Annotated in this window: 19 protein-coding genes; 8 read left to right on the top strand and 11 right to left on the bottom strand. The window is 43.2% G+C overall.

The features are described 5' to 3' along the window. The 3 genes from B3V56_RS13540 to slyD form a co-directional block, all read right to left on the bottom strand. On the bottom strand, positions 1-420 hold the full coding sequence (locus B3V56_RS13540; RefSeq protein WP_286304467.1) for a PGPGW domain-containing protein: 420 nt from the start codon (positions 418-420) through the stop codon (positions 1-3). Continuing rightward, a complete protein-coding gene (locus tag B3V56_RS13535; RefSeq protein WP_289282300.1) occupies positions 420-1,334 on the bottom strand; it encodes a D-hexose-6-phosphate mutarotase in 915 nt (304 codons plus the stop codon). Before B3V56_RS13535 ends, B3V56_RS13540 begins: the two co-directional genes overlap by 1 nt. Before the next feature lie 83 nt (positions 1,335-1,417). After that, positions 1,418-1,900, bottom strand: coding sequence for a peptidylprolyl isomerase (gene slyD / locus B3V56_RS13530; RefSeq protein ID WP_286304465.1), 483 nt, complete (start codon positions 1,898-1,900; stop codon positions 1,418-1,420). 404 nt (positions 1,901-2,304) lie between these two features. Between slyD and B3V56_RS13525 the strand changes: the two genes are divergently transcribed. Genes B3V56_RS13525 through hflD form a run of 4 tightly spaced genes read left to right on the top strand, consistent with a single transcriptional unit; the run spans position 2,305 to position 5,039 of the window. Further along, positions 2,305-3,018, top strand: a complete 714-nt coding sequence (locus tag B3V56_RS13525; protein ID WP_289282299.1) for a pseudouridine synthase — start codon at positions 2,305-2,307, stop codon at positions 3,016-3,018. Further along, on the top strand, positions 2,924-3,304 hold the full coding sequence (locus B3V56_RS13520) for an NUDIX hydrolase (protein WP_289244793.1): 381 nt from the start codon (positions 2,924-2,926) through the stop codon (positions 3,302-3,304). Before B3V56_RS13525 ends, B3V56_RS13520 begins: the two co-directional genes overlap by 95 nt. A gap of 2 nt (positions 3,305-3,306) precedes the next feature. After that, positions 3,307-4,410: a tRNA 2-thiouridine(34) synthase MnmA gene (mnmA, locus tag B3V56_RS13515; protein ID WP_289282298.1), complete on the top strand. Its 1,104-nt coding sequence runs from the start codon at positions 3,307-3,309 to the stop codon at positions 4,408-4,410. Further along, positions 4,407-5,039 carry a high frequency lysogenization protein HflD gene (gene hflD, locus B3V56_RS13510; RefSeq protein WP_289282297.1) on the top strand — a complete coding sequence of 211 codons (633 nt, stop codon included), beginning with the start codon at positions 4,407-4,409 and terminating at the stop codon, positions 5,037-5,039. The genes mnmA and hflD overlap by 4 nt, the downstream gene beginning before the upstream one ends. Here hflD and B3V56_RS13505 read toward each other — a convergent pair. Both B3V56_RS13505 and acnB read right to left on the bottom strand, forming a co-directional pair. After that, positions 5,036-5,743 carry an ABC transporter permease gene (locus B3V56_RS13505; RefSeq protein WP_289284411.1) on the bottom strand — a complete coding sequence of 236 codons (708 nt, stop codon included), beginning with the start codon at positions 5,741-5,743 and terminating at the stop codon, positions 5,036-5,038. The two genes, hflD and B3V56_RS13505, sit on opposite strands and share 4 nt — an antisense overlap. Positions 5,744-5,815: 72 nt before the next feature. Further along, entirely contained in the window at positions 5,816-8,347 is a 2,532-nt protein-coding gene (gene acnB / locus B3V56_RS13500; RefSeq protein WP_289284410.1) for a bifunctional aconitate hydratase 2/2-methylisocitrate dehydratase, read from the bottom strand. Between the two features lie 121 nt (positions 8,348-8,468). Between acnB and purB the strand changes: the two genes are divergently transcribed. From purB to B3V56_RS13480, 4 genes are read left to right on the top strand one after another with little or no spacing between them, the layout of a single operon-like run. Further along, positions 8,469-9,836, top strand: a complete 1,368-nt coding sequence (gene purB, locus B3V56_RS13495; protein WP_286304459.1) for an adenylosuccinate lyase — start codon at positions 8,469-8,471, stop codon at positions 9,834-9,836. Positions 9,837-9,838: 2 nt separating this feature from the next. After that, entirely contained in the window at positions 9,839-10,339 is a 501-nt protein-coding gene (locus B3V56_RS13490) for a hypothetical protein (RefSeq protein ID WP_289284409.1), read from the top strand. After that, positions 10,336-11,130 carry a secretin N-terminal domain-containing protein gene (locus tag B3V56_RS13485; protein ID WP_289284408.1) on the top strand — a complete coding sequence of 265 codons (795 nt, stop codon included), beginning with the start codon at positions 10,336-10,338 and terminating at the stop codon, positions 11,128-11,130. The genes B3V56_RS13490 and B3V56_RS13485 overlap by 4 nt, the downstream gene beginning before the upstream one ends. Positions 11,131-11,144: 14 nt before the next feature. Further along, a complete protein-coding gene (locus B3V56_RS13480; RefSeq protein ID WP_286304456.1) occupies positions 11,145-11,762 on the top strand; it encodes a nitroreductase family protein in 618 nt (205 codons plus the stop codon). Here the strand turns inward: B3V56_RS13480 and B3V56_RS13475 are convergent. The 6 genes from B3V56_RS13475 to aceE form a co-directional block, all read right to left on the bottom strand. Next, entirely contained in the window at positions 11,755-12,792 is a 1,038-nt protein-coding gene (locus B3V56_RS13475) for a GGDEF domain-containing protein (protein WP_289282289.1), read from the bottom strand. The genes B3V56_RS13480 and B3V56_RS13475 overlap by 8 nt on opposite strands. 27 nt (positions 12,793-12,819) lie before the next feature. Next, positions 12,820-14,037, bottom strand: a complete 1,218-nt coding sequence (locus tag B3V56_RS13470) for an argininosuccinate synthase (RefSeq protein WP_289282288.1) — start codon at positions 14,035-14,037, stop codon at positions 12,820-12,822. A 109-nt stretch (positions 14,038-14,146) separates the two neighbouring features. Next, the gene (locus B3V56_RS13465) at positions 14,147-14,947 is read right to left on the bottom strand and encodes a DNA adenine methylase (RefSeq protein WP_289282287.1); all 801 of its coding nucleotides are present in this window, start codon (positions 14,945-14,947) and stop codon (positions 14,147-14,149) included. A gap of 95 nt (positions 14,948-15,042) precedes the next feature. Continuing rightward, entirely contained in the window at positions 15,043-16,815 is a 1,773-nt protein-coding gene (lpdA, locus tag B3V56_RS13460) for a dihydrolipoyl dehydrogenase (RefSeq protein ID WP_289282286.1), read from the bottom strand. Beyond that, entirely contained in the window at positions 16,812-18,137 is a 1,326-nt protein-coding gene (gene aceF, locus B3V56_RS13455; protein ID WP_289282285.1) for a dihydrolipoyllysine-residue acetyltransferase, read from the bottom strand. The genes lpdA and aceF overlap by 4 nt, the downstream gene beginning before the upstream one ends. Before the next feature lie 3 nt (positions 18,138-18,140). Continuing rightward, complete coding sequence (gene aceE / locus B3V56_RS13450) at positions 18,141-20,795, bottom strand: pyruvate dehydrogenase (acetyl-transferring), homodimeric type (protein WP_286304451.1); 2,655 nt, start codon at positions 20,793-20,795, stop codon at positions 18,141-18,143. Between the last annotated feature and the right edge of the window lie 167 nt (positions 20,796-20,962).

The raw sequence follows: 20,962 nt of genomic DNA, 5'->3' as shown, positions 1-20,962 counted from the left end.
TTAGTCATACTTCAACGGTTCACTGCCTGCACGCTGCCGTAACCAGTCAATTGAGCGTTGGACACTTTTTTGTTGAATTAACCATTTTTCGAGACGATATTTTCCTGGAAAATTCAGACAGATCAGACCGATAAATAAAGTTAACAACCCCTGCCCTGGTAAAACTAGCATGGCTAGTCCCATTACCACTAACACAAGTCCCAAGCAGTTTTTCAACGTAATAAGTACTGTCCTGATAACAATATGCTTATCAGCCCATGGTGTTTTATGTCTCTTTTCTGCTGTGAAATAATCGGCTGGCATTCTCACAATCAGGTAAGGGATAAAGACTAATGAAGCAACAAAACTTAGGATGGAAATGATGCCTAAGGCCCATAACCATGTTTCGTTACTCCATATTGTCTTAAACAGCTCTTCCATTAAGGTGACGATGCTGTTGAACTTACGTTGTATTTAACCTGCATCTGATGCGATGCACCAGATGCAATAATAACGCTATTGGCCAGCGCATTGGCGGTCTCAACACAGATAAAATGCCCATAATCGTCTGCATCCATATCATTCAATAATGATGCTCGAGTCCAGGGATTCCAAACCACAATATTATCTGCGCCAGATTGTTCAATATCAATCTTTCGGCTCAACGATTGGTCAATAATCTGAACATGAGCAGGAGATTCTAGATAGACACGATCGGTCTCAGCAAAGGGCGTAATGTCACCCACCTGTGTATGTTTAGAAAAGTCTAAAGTTTTATCCAGATAATCGACCCCATCTAAACCTACCACCATGGTTTGAGAAATCTCACCAACCAAAAAATACGTGTGTAGCGCTTTTGAGATACTAAATGGTATTTCACCTCTATTTTCAGTAGTCAGGGAAATATCGAGCTGATCACCAATGACAATTTTCTTGCGTAGACGAAATTCACTCGGCCACCACTGTTTACTGGTTGCTGTAGATTCCAAACCTAATGTGATTTCAGCAATATCATCGTGTAACTGACAGTCAAGCACATTCCATAGCAAATTACGGGCAAAACCATGAGCTTGCCGACCTAAATTACTGGGATCTTCACCAAACCATGGCCAGCAAACGGGTACACCACCACGTATCGCTTTGCCTTGTTGGTAGATGGCTTTGTCACTCAAATAAAAAAGATCATGTTCCATTCCATTTGATTTATACGACAATATTTGCCCTCCATAGAGAGCAATAGTCGCAGAAGCTTTTTTTGTGCTTACCTCAATGATGGGCATACCTGTTTGCCCCTCAACAAAGCACACTTTAGCCTCTTTACCAAACAGACGATTAAGTGTTTCTAAATCCTGCATATTCACTATTCCAAACGAAAAAACGGGCTTACGCCCGTCTCTCCATAGACAGTTAAGTCATCAACTATAAGGACAAATCCTTATTAGTGATGATGACCGCCTTCGCCATGAACATGACCATGCTCAAGTTCTTCAGCACTTGCTTCACGAACTTCACGGACAGTTACATCAAAATTCAAATGCACACCTGCTAACGGGTGATTACCATCTACTGTGACGGTTTCATCTTTGATATCAACAACAGTCACAAGCACTGGGCCTTGCTCTGTTTCTGATTGAAACTGCATACCAACCTGAACATCATCAACACCGCTGAATAATTCGCGTGGTACATCTTGTTTTAATTCTTCGTGTCTTTCGCCGTAGGCTTTTGCAGGTTCTATGCTTGCTTTCACTGCATCACCTGCTTCTTTACCATTCAGTGCATCTTCCAGACCTGGGATAATATTACCCGCACCGTGAAGGTAGGCTAATGGACCTGCTGCTTCAGAGCTATCGATGACGCTGCCATCGTTATCTGTCAGGGTATAGTCGATGACTACAACAGTATTATCTGCAACTTTCATTTACGTTCCTCACTTAGATGTTTTGGATTACAGCTGCAGCATAATCACTACAACCTATTGATGCTATCACCATTAAACTCGATAGATTTAATTATGGTTTTTCACATCCACAGTTATTAATGCCATAAAGACTCTTTGAGTAATATGGAGATAATAACTGTTACGCTAACAATATCAGGATGTCATATCCATCGGCTTTTGCTAGCCTGCACTGGTATAGTATCAATACTTGGCCCGCCATTAAAAGCCATCATCAGCTTAATTTTTTATCATCCAGATAAAGCGTAGTTGATTGATATTAAACGTGATGCTTAACCATCACCTGACCAATAAACGTTTTAACTAAACAACTCTATGATAAAAAAGTTGAGCATTTTATCATTAAACGGTTTCACACACTAATCATGACTAAGCTGATACTTTTTAACAAACCCTTTGATGTGCTGACACAGTTTACCGATGAAGCTGGTCGTAAGACGCTAAAGGACTATATCAATCTCCAACATATTTACCCTGCTGGGAGACTGGACCGTGACAGTGAAGGACTTGTATTACTCACTGATGATGGTCAGTTACAACACTTAATAGCGAATCCCAGATTTAAATTAGAAAAAACCTACTGGGTTCAGGTAGAAAATATTCCAGACACTAAGGCGTTAGAACAATTAATCACAGGTATCGAACTAAAAGACGGACTCACTCAACCTGCAAAAGCACGTCTGATAAGTCCACCGACTATCTGGGATAGACAGCCACCAATTCGTGAACGAAAATCTATTCCAACACAATGGCTGGAGCTGAAAATTACAGAAGGACGTAATCGTCAAGTCAGACGTATGACAGCAGCTATCGGACATCCAACACTTCGTTTAGTACGAGCGGCAATTGGCCCGTGGCAACTAAATAGTCTGGAACCAGGTCAATGGCTCTCCGTTAATGCCAATGACGTGATAAAATGGCGAGATGATTTGGAAGCCTCGAACAACAGTCGCCGCCGTCGTCGAACAGGACGATCGATTCCTTCTGGTCGAGGAGGAAATCAACGGCAAAATGACATTAAACCAGCCAGCCGGCCATCTCGAACCAGACGAAAGTCTTATCGACGCAGTGATTCGTGAGACAAAGGAAGAGACTGCCTGGACGTTTCATCCGCAATCACTGGTCGGAATATATCGCTGGATTCACCCGCGTAAGGGCGAAACCTATATTCGTTACTGTTTTTCAGGAACAGTGTCGGATCATGATCCTGACCAACCGCTGGATGATGATATCCACCAGGCCCTCTGGTTACCTTTTGAAGAGGTACGCCGCAGACAAGCGGATCTGCGTAGTACACTTGTAAGCGATTGTTTCCAAGACTATATTGACGGTCACCGCTATCCTTTGGATATTTTACGTAACTAAATATGAGCAATGTAAATAAAGTAGTCGTCGGACTTTCCGGCGGCGTCGATTCTTCTGTCGCCGCATTATTGTTAAAACAGCAATTTGAGCATGTTGAAGGCCTGTTCATGAAGAACTGGGTCGACTTCGCTGATGAAAGTGAGTGTACTGTCGAAGAAGATCGTAAAGATGCCAGCTCTGTTGCTGAAACTGTTGGCATCTCCTTTCATGAAGCAAACTTTGCCATGGAATACTGGGATTACGTTTTCAAGCACTTTTTAGACGAATACCGTGCCGGTCGTACACCCAATCCAGATATTCTTTGTAATCGTGAAATCAAATTTAAAACCTTTCTCGATCATGCTATTGAGCTTGGTGGCGACATCATTGCTACCGGCCACTACGCACGTGTTGAAGAACGAAATGGCCAATTTCATCTGTTAAAAGGCAGAGACCACAAAAAAGATCAAAGCTACTTTTTATATACGCTTGGTCAGGAACAATTATCACGAACACGCTTCCCGCTGGGTGATTTACCAAAAACCGAAGTTAGACGTATTGCTGAAGAAGCCGGTTTTATTAATCATGATAAAAAAGACAGTACGGGTATATGTTTTATTGGCGAGCGTCATTTCCGTGAGTTCCTAAGCCGCTATATTCCGGCTCAGCCTGGTGAGATGCGAACACCAGAAGGTGAAAAAATTGGTCAGCATGCGGGGCTTATGTATTACACATTAGGTCAACGTCAGGGACTGGGTATCGGTGGTCGAAAAGATAGCACTGGCGAACCTTGGTTCGTCGCCGGTAAAGATATGGATAATCAGATTCTTTACGTTGTTCAGGGAGATCATCCCTGGTTGTGGAGTCAAAACTTAACGGCAGACGAACTCTCTTGGGTAGCTGGCCATCCGCCACAGTTCCCATGTCGTGCAGCAGCAAAGACACGCTATCGCCAACCCGATCAAGCTTGTACGATAACTCAGGATGAGAACGGTCATATTCAGGTTGAGTTTGATGAAAAACAACGTGCGGTGACACCGGGCCAATCTGTTGTGTTCTATCTGGACGATGATTGTCTGGGTGGTGGGATTATTGTCTCGACTGATGCACCAGGAATCCATCCATGAGTATAAGTCCCCGTTTACGTGATCGAACCATTGCTATTACAGCCGTCGTGCAAGCTGCATCACTAGTTCAACAAGTCGCTGAAACCGGTCAGGTAAATAGTGCTGATATGAAAGTCATGTTGGAAAGTTTGCTGGTTGAGAATGCGCCAGATACTGAATCTGTGTATGGTTCAGTCAGTCAATTACGAACAGGAATTGAGGCACTCAACACCCAGCTTTCCAAGAAAAAAGACAAGAAAGATGTAAACCTATTGCGTTATGTTATCAGCCTGCTTCATCTTGAACGTCAATTAGCCAAGCAACCTGAAATGCTGGCATTAATAGATCGCGAAATTCAGCAGGTGCCCTCTCAGATAGATTACTTCGGTGACATACTGTCACCACAAGTAATTGCTCGTTTTGCTGATATTTATCAACGCACCTTAAGTGAGTTAAAACCACGCATTCAAGTCTATGGTGATCCCGGCTTTCTACAACAGCCTGATAATATTAATCGGGTAAGAGCTCTGCTTCTTACGGGTATTCGTGCTGCCGTGTTATGGCAACAAAAAGGTGGACGACGCTGGCAGTTTCTATTTCAAAGCGGAAAACTCCTTAGCGCTACCGAAGCACTGTCGCGTGAAATTTAATTCATTCGTGCTTTAAACAGCCATAAGAAAAATACAATCGATAAACCTGAACCACCAAAAATCATACACATCACTACAATTTGATAGTGAGCAGCTGTGATGGGAGACACCCCTGATAAGATTTGTCCGGTCATCATGCCTGGCAAAGACACTAAACCAACAGCTAACATCGAGTTAATCGTTGGTATAAAAGCAGCCTGAAAAGCCTCATACCTGGCGGTGATGAAATCGATATTTCGTGATAATTCTGTAGATAACCGCTCTGCTGCCAAACTCACACTGTTCATCGCGTTAGCAAAAATCATCCCGGCTAATGGAATCATATACCGTGGTTCATACCAGGGAGAAAGACCGATCACACTTTGCGTAATTAGCAGCAATGTCAGCCCACTACCTAGTAAAATACTGATGAAAACAACGGGATAAAGTGCGCGCCGTTGGTCTTTGACCGTTCCCAATGCAATCCAGCTGGCAGTGCTAACCATGACTAACATCACCAGCATGACGATCCATGATTGTTCCGCAGCAAATACCGTTGTTAATACATACCCCACCAGTAATAACTGAATCAGCATGCGAATTAATGCATACACCGCAAAGCCAGCTTTTAATGACCAGCGCACCATCATCAGTAAAACCACAATGACTGGGATAAATGCCAGCGCCAATTGAAAGTTTGAAATAACTTGTACAGATGTATTCATTTACTACCCTGGATATAAAAAAGGCTGCTTCTAATAAAGAAAACAGCCTTTTTTGCTTGATACCACTATAGGTTAACTGGCAGTACGTCGATATTCATCCATTTCATGGAAATTAAGATAACGATAAATTTCCGCTGCCATTGGTTTAATCCCTGCAACCGCTTCTAGATATTCAGCCACGGTTGGCAGTCGTCCGATACTTGCTACCACCGCTGCAAGCTCAGCAGAAGATAAATAAACATCGGCATTGTTACCTAAACGATTCGGGAAGTTACGTGTAGATGTCGAAACAACAGTCGCGCCATCAGCTACACGTGCCTGATTCCCCATACACAGGGAACAACCCGGTGTTTCTGTACGAGCACCAACACGACCAAACGTACTATATACGCCCTCTTCGGTCAGCTGGAATTTATCCATTTTGGTAGGCGGAGCAATCCATAACTTAACAGGTAAGTTACGCATATTTTCCAACACTTTACTTGCAGCGCGGTAATGACCGATATTGGTCATACATGAACCAATGAACACCTCGTCGATTTTATTACCTTGAAGCTCAGACAACGGTTTGATGTCGTCAGGATCGTTCGGGCAAGCCAATAGAGGCTCTTTAATTTCGTTCAAGTTAATTTCGATGACTGCAGCGTATTCTGCATCAGCATCAGGTTCTAATAACTGTGGATCATCCAACCAGGCTTTCATGCTATCAATACGACGACGCAAAGTACGCTCGTCCTGATACCCTTCCGCAATCATCCATTCCATCAGCGCCATATTTGAATTTAAGAACTCAATAATAGGTTCTTTATTCAAACGCACGGTACAACCATTTGCACTACGTTCAGCCGAAGCATCAGATAATTCAAATGCCTGCTCTACTTTGAGATCAGGTAAACCTTCAATTTCCAACACACGACCATTGAAAATATTTTTCTTACCTTTTTTCTCAACAGTCAGCAATCCTTGTTGAATAGCAGCGTATGGGATTGCATTAACTAAGTCACGTAATGTGATACCTGGTTGCATTTCACCTTTAAATCTAACTAGTACGGACTCGGGCATATCTAACGGCATAACCCCTAAAGCTGCACCAAACGCCACTAAACCTGAGCCAGCCGGGAAACTGATACCAATTGGGAAACGCGTATGTGAGTCACCACCAGTACCGACGGTATCAGGCAAAATCATGCGGTTTAACCAAGAGTGGATAATACCGTCACCAGGACGCAATGAAACACCACCACGTGTACTGATAAAGTCCGGTAACTCATGCTGTAATTTAATATCAACCGGTTTTGGATAGGCAGCGGTATGACAGAAAGATTGCATAACCAAATCAGCAGAAAAACCTAAACAGGCAAGTTCTTTTAACTCGTCACGTGTCATCGCACCGGTTGTATCCTGAGAACCAACGGTGGTGACCTTAGGCTCGCAGTAACTGTTAGGACGAACACCTTCAACACCACAAGCACGACCGACCATTTTCTGCGCTAATGTAAAGCCTTTACCTGTATCCACAGGTTCGACTGGGCGTACAAAAATATCCGATGGCTCTAAACCGAGGGTTTCTCGGGCTTTATCTGTCAGACCACGACCAATGATTAATGGAATACGGCCACCGGCACGGACCTCATCAGCCAGCGTGGTTGGACGCATACTAAATTCGCTGATGACATTACCCGCTTCGTTTAATATTTTGCCTTCATAAGGCAGAATGGTAATGATATCGCCAGTTTCCATATTCTGGACATCACATTCAATTGGCATTGCACCAGAGTCTTCCGCAGTATTAAAGAAGATAGGAGCAATATTATTACCGAGAATAACGCCACCCTGGCGTTTGTTAGGCACATAGGGAATATCATGTCCCATATGCCACAACACAGAGTTAATGGCTGATTTACGTGATGACCCGGTACCCACAACATCACCGACAAACGCCAGTGGATGGCCTTTTTCTTTCAACTTCTCGATGTCGCCAATAGGGTCATCCATTTTGCTGACAAGCATGGCTTTAGCATGCAGTGGAATATCAGGACGGCTCCAGGCTTCTGTCGCGGGTGATAGATCATCCGTATTTGTCTCACCTGGCACTTTAAATACGGTTAACGTGATCTGTTCAGCTAATTTAGGACGGGAGGTAAACCATTCTGCATCAGCCCAAGATTGTAATACGCGCTTGGCGTACTCATTATTCTCTGCTTTTTCAACCACATCATGGTAGGCATCATAAACCATCAATGTTTTGCATAAGGCTTTTTCAGCAGTCGCGGCTGTTTCTTCAATATCGAGTAGCTGGATCAATGATTGCACATTGTAGCCCCCCATCATCGTTCCGAGTAACTCGGTCGCTTTTACAGGAGAAATCAATGCACATGTCACTTCACCTTTTGCGATATCAGTGAGGAAGCCGGCTTTCACATAGGCCGCTTGGTCTACACCTGGCGGTACTCTATGAATAAGAAGTTCTAATAATTCTTCACTGTCATCGCTTCCGGATTTGAGCTGTTCAACTAAGGTAGAAACCTGTTCAGCATCAAGTGGTAACGGTGGTAAGCCAAGTTTGGCGCGTTCTTCAACTTGCGATTGATATTCTTTCAGCACGTATGTGTACCCCAAAGTTTGAGAATGAAACGGTGACATTTTACCTGAAAGCGTTTAGCACGAGCGAACTCTGCTATAATTTCGCACAAATTTATTAACTAAATCTTTCATCGGAGTATTCATGGATTTAACCGCTTTGACCGCGATTTCACCGGTTGATGGCCGCTATGCCGGAAAAACTGAAGCGCTACGCCCATTCTTTAGTGAGTATGGACTTCTGCGCGCCCGTGTAGAAGTAGAACTTCGCTGGCTACATTTACTCGGTAACAATGCCAGTATTCAGGAAGTACCGAAACTTAGTCAAGAAGCAGAAGCTTTTTTAGACAACATCATCAATAGCTTCTCTGTTGAAGATGCCCAAGAAATAAAAGATATCGAACGTGAAACCAATCACGACGTTAAGGCCGTTGAATATTTCATCAAAAGAAAATTTAAAGACAATGCAGAACTGAACGCTGTTAGCGAGTTTGTTCACTTTGCTTGTACTTCAGAAGATATTAACAATACCGCTTACGGTATCATGCTGAAAAATGCCCGTGAAAAAGTCATTTTGCCTGAAATGGATACGGTCATTGCTGCTATTCGTAAGATTGCACAGCAACACGCTGATACACCGATGATGTCACGCACTCATGGCCAGCCAGCATCGCCTACGACTCTGGGTAAAGAATTGGCTAATGTGGTTCAACGTCTCGAGTTACAACGTACTCATGTGGCTGCAGTTTTACTCTACGGGAAAATGAATGGTGCAGTCGGTAACTACAACGCTCACTATGCCGCCTACCCTGATGTTGACTGGCCGATGATGGCAAACGCGTTTGTTACAGGACTGGGACTGCGTTGGAATAAATACACCACGCAGATTGAACCCCATGACTACATGGCTGAACTATTCCAGGCAATGATTCGCTTCAATACGGTATTAATTGATTTTTGCCGTGATGTTTGGAGCTATATTTCTATCGGTTATTTCAAGCAAAAAACAGTGAAAGGCGAAATTGGTTCATCCACCATGCCTCATAAAGTCAATCCTATCGACTTTGAAAATGCTGAAGGTAACCTCGGCATAGCGAATGCCGTGTTTGATCATTTGGCTCTGAAACTGCCTATTTCCAGATGGCAACGTGACCTGACAGACTCGACTGTGTTACGTAATTTAGGTGTCGGTTTTGCACACTCTTTATTGTCATATAGCTCCGCCTTGAAAGGTATTGGTAAACTCGATCCAGCACCAGAAGTTATGGCCGCTGATTTGGATGCTAACTGGGAATTATTAGCTGAACCAATCCAGACAGTAATGCGTCGTTACGGTATTGAAAATCCTTATGAAAAGCTGAAAGATTTAACTCGCGGCCAGCGCGTTAATAAAGACATCATGCAAGCATTCATTGATGGACTGGATATGCCTCAAGAAGCCAAGGATAAATTAAAGGCAATGACTCCCGCTAATTATCTGGGTAACGCGGCAGAACAAGCAACAAACGGTTAACAATGATTGAAGCTATCCCGACTGACGATCCAGCAATCCCATTCGACAGTCGGGAATATGCAAGCCAATACACTATCGAACTCATTGAGTCAGCTAGGCAAGAAATTTGTTTTTTCGGTCCTGAGTTGGATAGTGTTTTATTCAACAATCAAATGGTCATCGATAAGTTAATCACATTTATCAACCAGAGTCAGCGCTGTACAGTTCGGTTACTTGTTCACAATACACGGCAATCTACAGCACAAAGGCATCTGCTCATACCTCTTGCTCAGAGACTCTCCAGTAAAATTCAAATTCATATTGCTGACAGACAAGAGCAAAAACTACGGCATATGAGCCTGTTGGTTGATAAAAAAGCCTTTTTATATTGTCCAAATGCTAATCGCTACGAAGGTGTAGTTGATTTTGATGCCACGGGTCAGGTCAGTAATCGCAAGAAAGACTTCGACGATATGTGGGCCAGAAGTGAGTTTGATTTGAATACGAGGCGTCTGCAGTTATGAAAAATCACATTTTGACAATTGCGTTACTCATGTTCTACTCAACGATATTAGCAGATACAAACATCCATACCATTGCATTGAAACATCGTCTCGCCAATGAAGTCGTAGAGCAGGTTCGGCCCTTTTTGCCTGAGACAGCGACAATAAGAGCCTATGACAACATGCTGATTTTAAAGTCGGATCGAGCCACGCTTGCTAATGTTGAACAGCTCATCAAAAAACTCGACACACCATTAAAGTCTGTCGTCATTACTGTCTTGCAAACCTCACAAGAACTTCAGCAACAATCAGGGAGTGAAGCCAATATTACACTTTCAGATTCAAAGCCAAATGCTTCAGTCAAACTCAAGGCATGGTCAACAAAAGGTAAAGACGATCAAGACAATCAATATCAAGCTCAGGGGATTGCTGGTCAGCCCATCACCATTAAGTTAGGTAATGCAAAACCTGAGAAAGACTATCTTTATTTCATAAACGGCAGCGGCGACATTGGTTTGGCTACCAATACGTACTATACGTCAACGGCAAATGGTTTTAATGCTGTCCCATTTTTATTGGCTGATAACAGAGTTAAAATCGATATTCACCCTTTCTTTTCAGATAGAGCTCAACAAGGGCAAATTAACTCAAGTGAAGTGATTACTTCGGTACAAGGTGAGTTAGGTAACTGGATAAAACTGGCCTTTGTTTCAGAAGATCAACACGCCCAGCAAAATGGGATGAAACGTTATCAATCACATCAAGCACAACAGCAAACTATCTATCTGAAAGTTGAAACATCTTCAAATTAATCACAAGAGTATTTATGGATATTAAAGAAGCGATTCTTACACGTCGTTCTGTTAAGCATTATGACCCTGAACATCAAATGACCGCAGAAGAAGTCAACATGCTGATGGAGCATGCGATTTTATCTCCAACAGCCTTTAACCTTCAGCATTGGCGTTTTGTTAATGTTGAAGACAACGCTCTGCGTCAAGCTATCCGTGAAGCCAGTTATGGCCAGGCACAAGTCACTGATGCCTCAATGTTATTAATTTTATGTGCTGACTTAAATGCCTGGGAGAAAGATCCGCAACGTTATTGGCGACATGCGCCAAAAGAAGTTCAAGATTTTATGTTGCCCGCTATTGAGGGCTATTACACTAATCATCACCAAGGACAACGTGACGAGTGTTTTCGTTCAGCAGGCATTGCTGCAGGAACAATAATGCTGATGGCTAAAGGTATGGGCTATGATTCTTGCCCTATGGATGGCTTTGATTTTGATAAAGTCGCCAGACTAATTAACTTGCCACATGATCACGTGATCGTAATGATGATCACGATAGGTAAGAAACTACAGGATGCACGCCCTCGTTCAGGACAGCTTGATCTTGAGGAAGTATTTTTTACAAATACGTTCCCAGAACAAACTAAATAATAGGCGGTGGCGCTTCTGATACGCAGTTGCGCCCTCTCCTTTTCGACATATAAAGCGCTCTATCTGCACGTTGCATAAAGCTTTCACTGCCTTCAGATGGTACATAACGAGCGACACCAAAAGACAAAGTAATCGTGCCTAAGGATTCCCGGGTATCTTTACGCTGAATTCGTTTTGAGGCAATCTCCAGACGAATATTCTCAGCAACGTTTTTAGCATTTTGCAAGCTGGTATTCAATAAGACTATAGCAAACTCTTCACCACCGTATCTCGCCACCAGATCTCGCCCCTTAACACTATCCTTTAGTGAATTGGCAACAACACGCAACACCTGATCACCGACCAGGTGTCCATGCTTATCATTGATATTTTTAAATAAATCCAAATCAGCAAAAATAATACACACATCTAAGCCAGAGTCATCTGCATCATGTGTCACCTTTGTCACGACTTCATCGAAAGCCTTACGATTTGCTAATCCAGTAAGCGTATCGGTTTTCGCTTCCTGCTTAGACACATCAAATTCTTTCTTAAGTTTTTGTAACTCAGACATCGCCGTGTCTAAGCGCTCAGTTAATAATTCACCACTGTTCATGGCCTGGCGTGTTTCAGCCAAAATATCATCGACTATTTGATGAATTTCGGCTGCAGACATATCACGGTTAATTCGACTTAACAAATCATTTAAACGTTGATTTGTCTTATCAGTATGCATAACACTGCTGTAGATGAAGTTGATCACTTCTTTCAGCAAACGCGCCAGTTCAAGACGCATTTGGAACACTTCTTCGCGCTCTTTTTCAATATTGAAATAGCTTTTAAATAAGTGCTGACATTGATTCTGCGTTAATACTGGCGTTTCTTTAACCATGGAATTAATAGCTAAAGAAAGGGCTTCATTGGCACCGGAAACATGTTCATACCATACGGTATAATTATCTGGCGTCATTGGCACCCCATGCTTTCGCATTAGGGGCAACGCAAGCCGCATATATTCCGCGGCTTTATCAGATAATTCGTTGTAGTCCATATTTCAGTTTGGCCTTATTAAGCGCTATCAGAACTTACGTTTTGCTTTACCAGCAATTTTCAAACGCAGCGCATTCAGTTTAATGAAACCTTCAGCGTCCTTCTGATCATAAGCCCCCGCATCGTCTTCAAATGTAGCAATAGATTCATCAAACAGGCTGTCCGTCTCAGAAGCACGTCCAACAACAGAAACACTACCTTTATATAATTTGACACGGACTTTACCGTTAACGGTGGTTTGCGATTCATCAATCATCTTCTGCAGCATCACACGCTCAGGTGCCCACCAATATCCGTTATAAATTAATTTGGCATAACGAGGCATTAATTCATCTTTAAGGTGAGCTACTTCACGATCTAAGGTCAATGACTCGATAGCACGGTGGGCTTTCAACATCACTGTCCCAGCGGGTGTTTCATAACATCCACGTGACTTCATACCGACATAACGATTTTCAACGATATCAAGACGACCAATACCATTTTCACCCGCTACTTTATTCAGGTAAGTCATGACTGTCGCTGGTGACATAGCCTCACCATTGATAGCGGTGATATCACCTTTTTCATAGGTCAGTTCAAGGTAAGTCGCTTTATCTGGAGCATTTTCTGGAGAAACTGACCAACGCCACATCGTTTCTTCAGGCTCAGCCCATGGATCTTCTAAAATGCCACCTTCATATGAGATATGCAGCAGATTAGCATCCATTGAATAAGGTGATTTTTTACCTTGTTTCATTTCTACAGGTATGCCGTGTTGTTCTGCATAATCAAGTAATTTCTGACGAGACAATAAGTCCCATTCACGCCAAGGGGCTATCACTTTGATGTTCGGATTTAGTGCGTAGGCGCCAAGTTCGAAGCGGACCTGATCATTTCCTTTTCCGGTCGCGCCATGAGAAACCGCTTCTGCACCAGTTTGTTGAGCAATTTCAACTAAACGTTTAGCAATCAGTGGACGAGCAATAGAAGTACCTAATAAGTATTCACCTTCATAGATAGCATTTGCACGGAACATAGGAAAGACATAGTCACGAGCAAATTCTTCACGTAAGTCCTCAATGTAGATTTCTTTGATACCTAAAGACTGTGCTTTTGCTCTGGCTGGTTCAACTTCTTCACCCTGCCCTAAGTCAGCTGTGAAAGTGACCACCTCACAATCATATTTATCTTGTAACCACTTCAAAATAACTGAGGTATCTAATCCGCCAGAATAGGCTAATACGACTTTGTTGATTTTAGACATGGGTGATATGTATTCCTGTAAAAAATGAACTGACTTAATTCCTAAATCACCATAGTTATAGCATCGGCAATCTTGGCATTAACTTGAATAAAAAAGAACGCGTATTGTATCAAAAACCGCGGATCGCAAGCACTTCTTTCACCGCTTTCCGCCCATTTCCTTTACAGCTAATTAAACGTGGTGCATCAAGGTAACGCAGCCTGAAACCCAGCTGACGGTAAAGCTTGATGACTCTGTCTGTCGCCTGATTAGACAAAAGAACTGGCCCCTCATGATGACTTAACCAATATGCCAGACGCTCCTGGTCTTCCCATTTAAATCCTTTTTGTGAGTATTGATGGAAGGGTGTGTCATATGGAGGATCGGCATATACAAAGTCATTCGCTTGGAGTGGTATCGATTCAAAATCCTCACAAGAAAATTGCCATCGAGACAGGATTGGCTGATAGTGAACAAAACTCTCTAAATAATTGATGGTTTTATAACGTCCGAAAGGGACATTGTAACCGCCCTGACTATTAAACCGACACAAACCATTGTAGCCAGTGCGATTCAGATAATAGAAGAGTTGTGCCGCCCGCGCTGGATCACTTTGTTTAGCATTAAGCCGATTAAATTCGTCACGACATTGATAGTAGTTTGCCTCATCATTAATAAACGCTATTTCGACTTCCAGGCCTTGGCTTAGATGCTGATAAAAATTGATTAATGAGGGGTTTACATCATTGAGTAATGCATTATCTGGGGCTAAACCAAGCGCAACCGAAAGCCCGCCACAAAAAGGTTCCACCAGTCTGCTCGGCTGATGTTTATTCCAGTAGCGTTTAAGAACAGGTAATAACCAACGTTTCCCACCCGCCCACTTGAGTGGCGGTTTTAACGTGGCATCAAAATGGCCCTTGCTTGTCATTAACTCAAAAAAATAATAGGCAAAAAAACGGGTATATCTGTGTTGAACACAGATATACCCTCATCAATTGCTGGCAACAGCCAGTTTACGCATTGTTACTTAGAGTGCAAAGTCTTGCGTGGCGGCATCAGATCGGTGATTGATCCTTCGGCCATTTCTGCAGCAAATCCTAATGTCTCAGATAAAGTTGGATGAGGATGGATAGTCAAACCAATATCCTCAGCATCTGCTCCCATCTCGAGAGCGAGAACAGCTTCTGCAATTAATTCACCCGCATTAGGACCAACAATACCTGCACCAATTAATCGGCCAGTTTCTTTTTCAAAGATAGCTTTTGTCAGACCTTCATCTCTACCCAGGCTTAAGCTTCTACCACTGGCAGCCCAAGGGAAGGCACCTTTCACATAATCAATGCCTTGCTTTTTGGCTTCGTCTTCGCTCATTCCCATCCAGGCCACTTCAGGATCGGTATAGGCAACAGATGGTATCGTCATAGGTTCAAATACGGATTTCTGACCAGCAATCACCTCAGCAGCCACTTTCCCTTCATGCGTTGCTTTATGGGCAAGCATCGGTTGACCTACAATGTCACCAATAGCAAAGATATGCGGCACATTCGTACGCATCTGGCCATCCGTTTCGATAAAGCCATGATCAGTCACGATGACACCCGCTGCTTCAGCATTAATCAGTTTACCGTTTGGTGAACGACCAACAGCAACCAGTATTTTGTCAAACATCGCTTGTTCAGGTGCATCTTTACCCTCAAAAGTGACGAGTAAACCATCTTCTTTTGGCTCAATGTTACTGACTTTTGTGTTCAGATATATATTGTCGTATTTTTGCTCTACACGCTTGAGCAACGGCTTAACAATATCTTTATCCGCACCCGGAATCAGACTATCTTGTAACTCAACGACAGTGATCTTGGAGCCTAAAGCATCATAAACAGTCGCCATTTCAAGTCCGATGATACCACCGCCAATGACCAATAATTTTTCTGGTACATCTTCCAGTTCTAATGCATCCGTGGAATCCATCATTCTTGGATCGTCATTTGGGAATACAGGGATTTTTGTTACGCGTGAACCGGCAGCAATAATACAGTGGTCAAACGAGATCGTTTTCTCACCGTCAGGACCTTCAACATTCAAAGTGTTTGGGCTGGTAAAACTACCCTCGCCTTGCACTATGGTGACCTTACGTGTTTTAGCTAATGCTTTTAAGCCGCCAGTTAACTGATTAACAACACTGCTTTTCCAAGATTCTAATTCGCGAATATCGATCTGAGGTTTATTGAATTTCACCCCATGATGCGACATTTCTTCGGCTTCATTAATAATCTGCGCTGTGTGTAACAATGCTTTTGAAGGAATACAGCCGACATTTAAGCAAACACCACCAATTCGTTCGTGACGTTCAACCATGACGACTTGCTTACCCAGATCAGCCACTCTGAATGCGGCAGTATAGCCACCCGGTCCAGAACCGAGCACCAATACCTCGGCATGCAGATCCGCATCACCTTGCGGAACAGCCGCTGGTGTTGGCCCTGCTTTTTCTGGCGAGCTTGCTTTAGTTTCCGTTGCTTCAGGTGTTGACTCGGTGTCTTCAGTATCAGCCTCGGCCTGCTCAGCTTCTAACGTTAAGATAACATCACCTTCAGCCACCTTATCGCCTACAGATACCTTTAAGCTGACAATTTTTCCTTTGGCTGTGCTAGGAATTTCCATTGCCGCTTTATCTGATTCAAGAGTGATAATATCCTGATTCTCTTCAACAATATCGCCTTCACTCACAAGTACTTCGATGATTTCAACAGCATCAAAATCACCAATATCAGGGACTTTTACTTCTATTTCACTCATAGCAGCACCTTACGAATATCAGACAACATCTGGCTGAGCATCACGGTAAAGCGTGCACCTGCCGCACCATCAATTACGCGATGGTCATAAGAGACAGATAATGGCAGCATCAGTCGTGGAACAAATTCTTTGCCATTCCAGACCGGTTTCATTTGATGACGGCTCACACCCAAGATCGCCACTTCCGGCGCATTAACGATAGGCGTAAAGAACTGACCACCAATACCACCAAGACTTGAAATAGAGAATGTACCGCCTTGTAAATCTTTGGCTGTTAATGAACCTTCACGAGCACGGGCACTAATATCACCAAGTTCACCAGCTAATTCCAAAAAGCCTTTTTTATCGACATCTTTGATAACCGGCACCATAAGCCCATTTGGTGTATCCACAGCCACACCCAGATTGTAATAATTTTTTAGAATCAGGCTTTCTTTATCTTCACTAAGTGAAGCATTGAATTCTGGGAATTGTTTTAAGCAAGCAACCACCGCTTTCATAATGAAAACTAAAGGTGTTAAGTTCACACCTTTCTTCGCTGCCATTTCTTTATTTTCTTTGCGGAAAGCATCTAACTCAGTGATATCGGCTTCATCAAATTGTGTAACGTGTGGGATGTTTAACCAACATGCGTGAAGGTGTTTGCCAGATATTTTCTTGATACGAGACATCTCTTGTGCCTCGATATCACCAAACTGTTCAAAATTAACCACCGGTACTGATGGAATTGCACTACCACTTTGCGCTGGCGCAGAGGCAGGTGTCGTCATCACCTGTTTCACATAGTTTTGAACATCATCTTTAGTGATACGCCCTTTTGGACCAGTGCCACTGACCGATGTCAGCACAACACCTAAATCACGAGCAAATCGACGCACTGAAGGCGAGGCATGAGCACGACGAACACCTGCTTTATTGTCAGGTGCGTAGGGAATCGCCTCAGATGTGGATGCTGCAGATGCCGGAGTTGATTCAACCTTAGTCTCCGCTTTGGCTTCTGTTTTTTCTGCTGATGCGGGCGCATCTGGTTTTTCAGCTTTTTCTTCAGGTTTAACGTCTTCTTTTGCAGCAGAAGCGCCTTCAGCCACTTCAAGCATAGCAATAACGGTACCTTCACTGACCTTATCACCAACCGCCACTTTCATTTCTTTTATCGTGCCTGCTTGCGATGCTGGAATTTCCATCATCGCTTTATCAGACTCTACAGTAATGACTTCTTGATTTTCATCAATGCTATCGCCTTCAGCAACAAGCACTTCAATGATTTCAACTGCTTCAAAGTCACCAATATCAGGAACTTTTAATTCAATTAATTCTGCCATTATTTATGCCTTAACTGGGTTGATTGCTTCTGCATTAATCTCATACTTTTTGATTGCATCAGCAACCACGTCATATTTGATCTGACCTTCGTCGGCTAATGCATGTAGTGTTGCAACAACGACATGATAACGATCCACTTCAAAGAAACTTCTCAATGCTTCACGAGTATCGCTTCGGCCAAAACCATCCGTACCTAAAACGGTATAGCTCGCTTTAACCCACGGACGGATTTGTTCTGCATATAAACGTATGTAGTCTGTTGCAGCAACCACGACACCAGCCGCATCATCTAAGCATTCAGAAATATAGCTGCGTTTTTTCGGTGCGGTTGGGTTGAGGCGATTATGGCGTTCAACTTCCTGTCCATCTCGAACCAACTCGTTCATGCTAGTCGCACTCCACACATCAGCAGAGACTTTCCAGTCTTTTTCAAGCAGCTCTGCAGCTGCTTCCACTTCACGCAGAATAGTACCGCTACCCATAAGCTGGGCTTTAAGCTTATGTTTACCGCCAGTTTTGAGCTTATACAACCCTTTGATTATGCCTTCTTCAACGCCTTCGGGCATTTCAGGGTGTTTGTAATTTTCATTCATGGCCGTGATGTAGTAGAAAACATTTTCCTGCTTCTCATACATACGTTTCATACCATCATGAACAATCACCGCAACTTCATAGGCGTAAGTCGGATCGTAGCTGATGCAGTTTGGAATAGCATTTGCCATCAATAGGTTATGACCATCTTGATGCTGTAAACCTTCACCATTCAATGTCGTACGACCTGCAGTCCCCCCGATGAGGAAACCTTTGGCCTGAATATCACCAGCTAACCACCATAAGTCACCAACACGCTGGTAACCAAACATGGAGTAATAGATATAGAACGGCACCATGTTAACGTTGTAGTTACTGTAAGCCGTTGCAGCTGATACCCACTCAGCCATTGAACCGGCTTCGTTAATCCCTTCTTCAAGAATCTGGCCTTTGGTATCTTCACGGTACCACATGACTTTTCCTGAATCTTCGGGCTCATAACGCTGGCCAGAAGAAGAATAAATACCCACACTACGGAACAAGCCTTCCATACCAAAAGTACGGGCTTCGTCCGGCACGATTGGAACGATATTTTTACCGATTTGTTTATCACGAATCAGTGCAGTCAAGACGCGAACAAACGCCATTGTGGTTGAAAGTTCACGATCTCCGCTTGATTTCAATACAGCATCAAACAGTTTTAATTCAGGAATTTTCAGAGCAGGTGCACTGTTGTTACGTTTAGGTAAGAAACCGCCCAATTCTTTACGGCGTTCCAGTAAATATTTTTTCTCTGGGCTGTCATCCTTAAGTTTGATGAATGGGACGTTGTCTACTTCTTCATCTGTTAAAGGAATGTTGAAACGGTCACGGAACCGTTTCATTTGTTCAATTTCCAGCTTCTTCTGCTGATGCGTCGTGTTTTGACCTTCACCCGCTTCACCCATGCCATAACCTTTAACGGTTTTAGCTAAGATAACGGTAGGTTGTCCAACATGATCGACGGCACGTTTATAGGCAGCATAAATCTTTCTTGGATCGTGACCACCACGACTTAAATGCCAGATATCTTCATCTGTCATGTCAGAAACCATTTCTAACAATTCAGGGTATTTACCAAAGAAGTGTTTACGCACATAAGCACCATCTTTGGCTTTATAGTTCTGGTATTCGCCGTCAACGACTTCTTCCATTCGTTTAAGCAGTAAGCCTTTTGTATCACGAGCCAGTAACTGATCCCAGCCACTACCCCATAAAACTTTAATAACATTCCAGCCCGCACCACGGAATAAAGCTTCTAATTCTTGAACAATTTTGCCGTTACCACGTACAGGGCCATCAAGGCGCTGTAAGTTACAGTTAACGACATAGATAAGATTATCCAGCTTCTCGCGACCAGCCAAGGTAATCGCACCTAATGATTCTGGCTCATCCATCTCACCATCGCCCAGATAAGCCCAGACATGACGGCCTTCTGTTTTGACAATATCACGGTGCTGCATGTATTTCATGAAGCGAGCCTGATAGATGGCTAAAATAGGACCAAGCCCCATTGATACAGTTGGGAACTGCCAGTAGTCAGGCATTAGCCATGGATGTGGATAAGAGGACAGACCTTTACCGTCTACTTCAAAACGGAAATTTTCTAATTGTTCTTCAGTCAGTCTGCCTTCAAGGAAAGAACGCGCATAAATACCTGGAGATGAATGGCCTTGAACAAAAACCATATCAGCACCATTGCCATATTCATCACCTTTAAAGAAGTGGTTAAAGCCCACATCGTAAAGGGTGGCTGCTGATGAAAAACTCGCAATATGACCACCGACAGAACCGGGTTTCATATTAGCTTTCACTACCATCGCCATAGCATTCCAGCGAATATAAGATCTCAGCTTGTGTTCCATCGCCTGGTCACCAGGGATGCGTTCTTGCTGATCAACAGGAATCGTGTTGACGTATGCAGTGTTAGCGCTATACGGGAGGTTAATCCCAGTACGACGAGCCATATCAATGAGCTTCTCAATGATAAAGTGCGCTTTTTCCTCACCACCGGCCTCAATTACAGACTCAAGGGCGTCGAGCCATTCTTGAGTTTCCTGTGGATCGTGATCGACAAAATCAGTCATAAATACCTTCTCAAATCATAACGCGATGAATAACAGCGGAACATTGTAACAGTTTTTGTTTGAATTCATGACTCAAACCACTATATACAATGCCACTTGACACACAATTTAAACAGAAACTTGTTTACTGACTTATGGTTAGTTCACACCACAACGTTGAGGTGTTG

This window comes from Methylophaga sp. UBA2513 (assembly GCF_002341285.1).
Classification (GTDB): Bacteria; Pseudomonadota; Gammaproteobacteria; order Nitrosococcales; family Methylophagaceae; genus Methylophaga; species Methylophaga marina.
The sequence above is the reverse complement of the archived record's forward strand: the minus strand, read 5'-3'. Positions and strand labels throughout refer to the sequence as shown.

Bases quoted from the DNA above. Each gene is read 5' to 3' on its own strand.
- B3V56_RS13540 (WP_286304467.1), bottom strand. From the start codon at position 420: ATGGAAGAGCTGTTTAAGACAATATGGAGTAACGAAACATGGTTATGG.
- B3V56_RS13535 (WP_289282300.1), bottom strand. From the start codon at position 1,334: ATGCAGGATTTAGAAACACTTAATCGTCTGTTTGGTAAAGAGGCTAAA.
- slyD (WP_286304465.1), bottom strand. From the start codon at position 1,900: ATGAAAGTTGCAGATAATACTGTTGTAGTCATCGACTATACCCTGACA.
- B3V56_RS13525 (WP_289282299.1), top strand. From the start codon at position 2,305: ATGACTAAGCTGATACTTTTTAACAAACCCTTTGATGTGCTGACACAG.
- mnmA (WP_289282298.1), top strand. From the start codon at position 3,307: ATGAGCAATGTAAATAAAGTAGTCGTCGGACTTTCCGGCGGCGTCGAT.
- hflD (WP_289282297.1), top strand. From the start codon at position 4,407: ATGAGTATAAGTCCCCGTTTACGTGATCGAACCATTGCTATTACAGCC.
- B3V56_RS13505 (WP_289284411.1), bottom strand. From the start codon at position 5,743: ATGAATACATCTGTACAAGTTATTTCAAACTTTCAATTGGCGCTGGCA.
- purB (WP_286304459.1), top strand. From the start codon at position 8,469: ATGGATTTAACCGCTTTGACCGCGATTTCACCGGTTGATGGCCGCTAT.
- B3V56_RS13490 (WP_289284409.1), top strand. From the start codon at position 9,839: ATGATTGAAGCTATCCCGACTGACGATCCAGCAATCCCATTCGACAGT.
- B3V56_RS13485 (WP_289284408.1), top strand. From the start codon at position 10,336: ATGAAAAATCACATTTTGACAATTGCGTTACTCATGTTCTACTCAACG.
- B3V56_RS13480 (WP_286304456.1), top strand. From the start codon at position 11,145: ATGGATATTAAAGAAGCGATTCTTACACGTCGTTCTGTTAAGCATTAT.
- B3V56_RS13475 (WP_289282289.1), bottom strand. From the start codon at position 12,792: ATGGACTACAACGAATTATCTGATAAAGCCGCGGAATATATGCGGCTT.
- B3V56_RS13470 (WP_289282288.1), bottom strand. From the start codon at position 14,037: ATGTCTAAAATCAACAAAGTCGTATTAGCCTATTCTGGCGGATTAGAT.
- B3V56_RS13465 (WP_289282287.1), bottom strand. From the start codon at position 14,947: ATGACAAGCAAGGGCCATTTTGATGCCACGTTAAAACCGCCACTCAAG.
- lpdA (WP_289282286.1), bottom strand. From the start codon at position 16,815: ATGAGTGAAATAGAAGTAAAAGTCCCTGATATTGGTGATTTTGATGCT.
- aceF (WP_289282285.1), bottom strand. From the start codon at position 18,137: ATGGCAGAATTAATTGAATTAAAAGTTCCTGATATTGGTGACTTTGAA.
- aceE (WP_286304451.1), bottom strand. From the start codon at position 20,795: ATGACTGATTTTGTCGATCACGATCCACAGGAAACTCAAGAATGGCTC.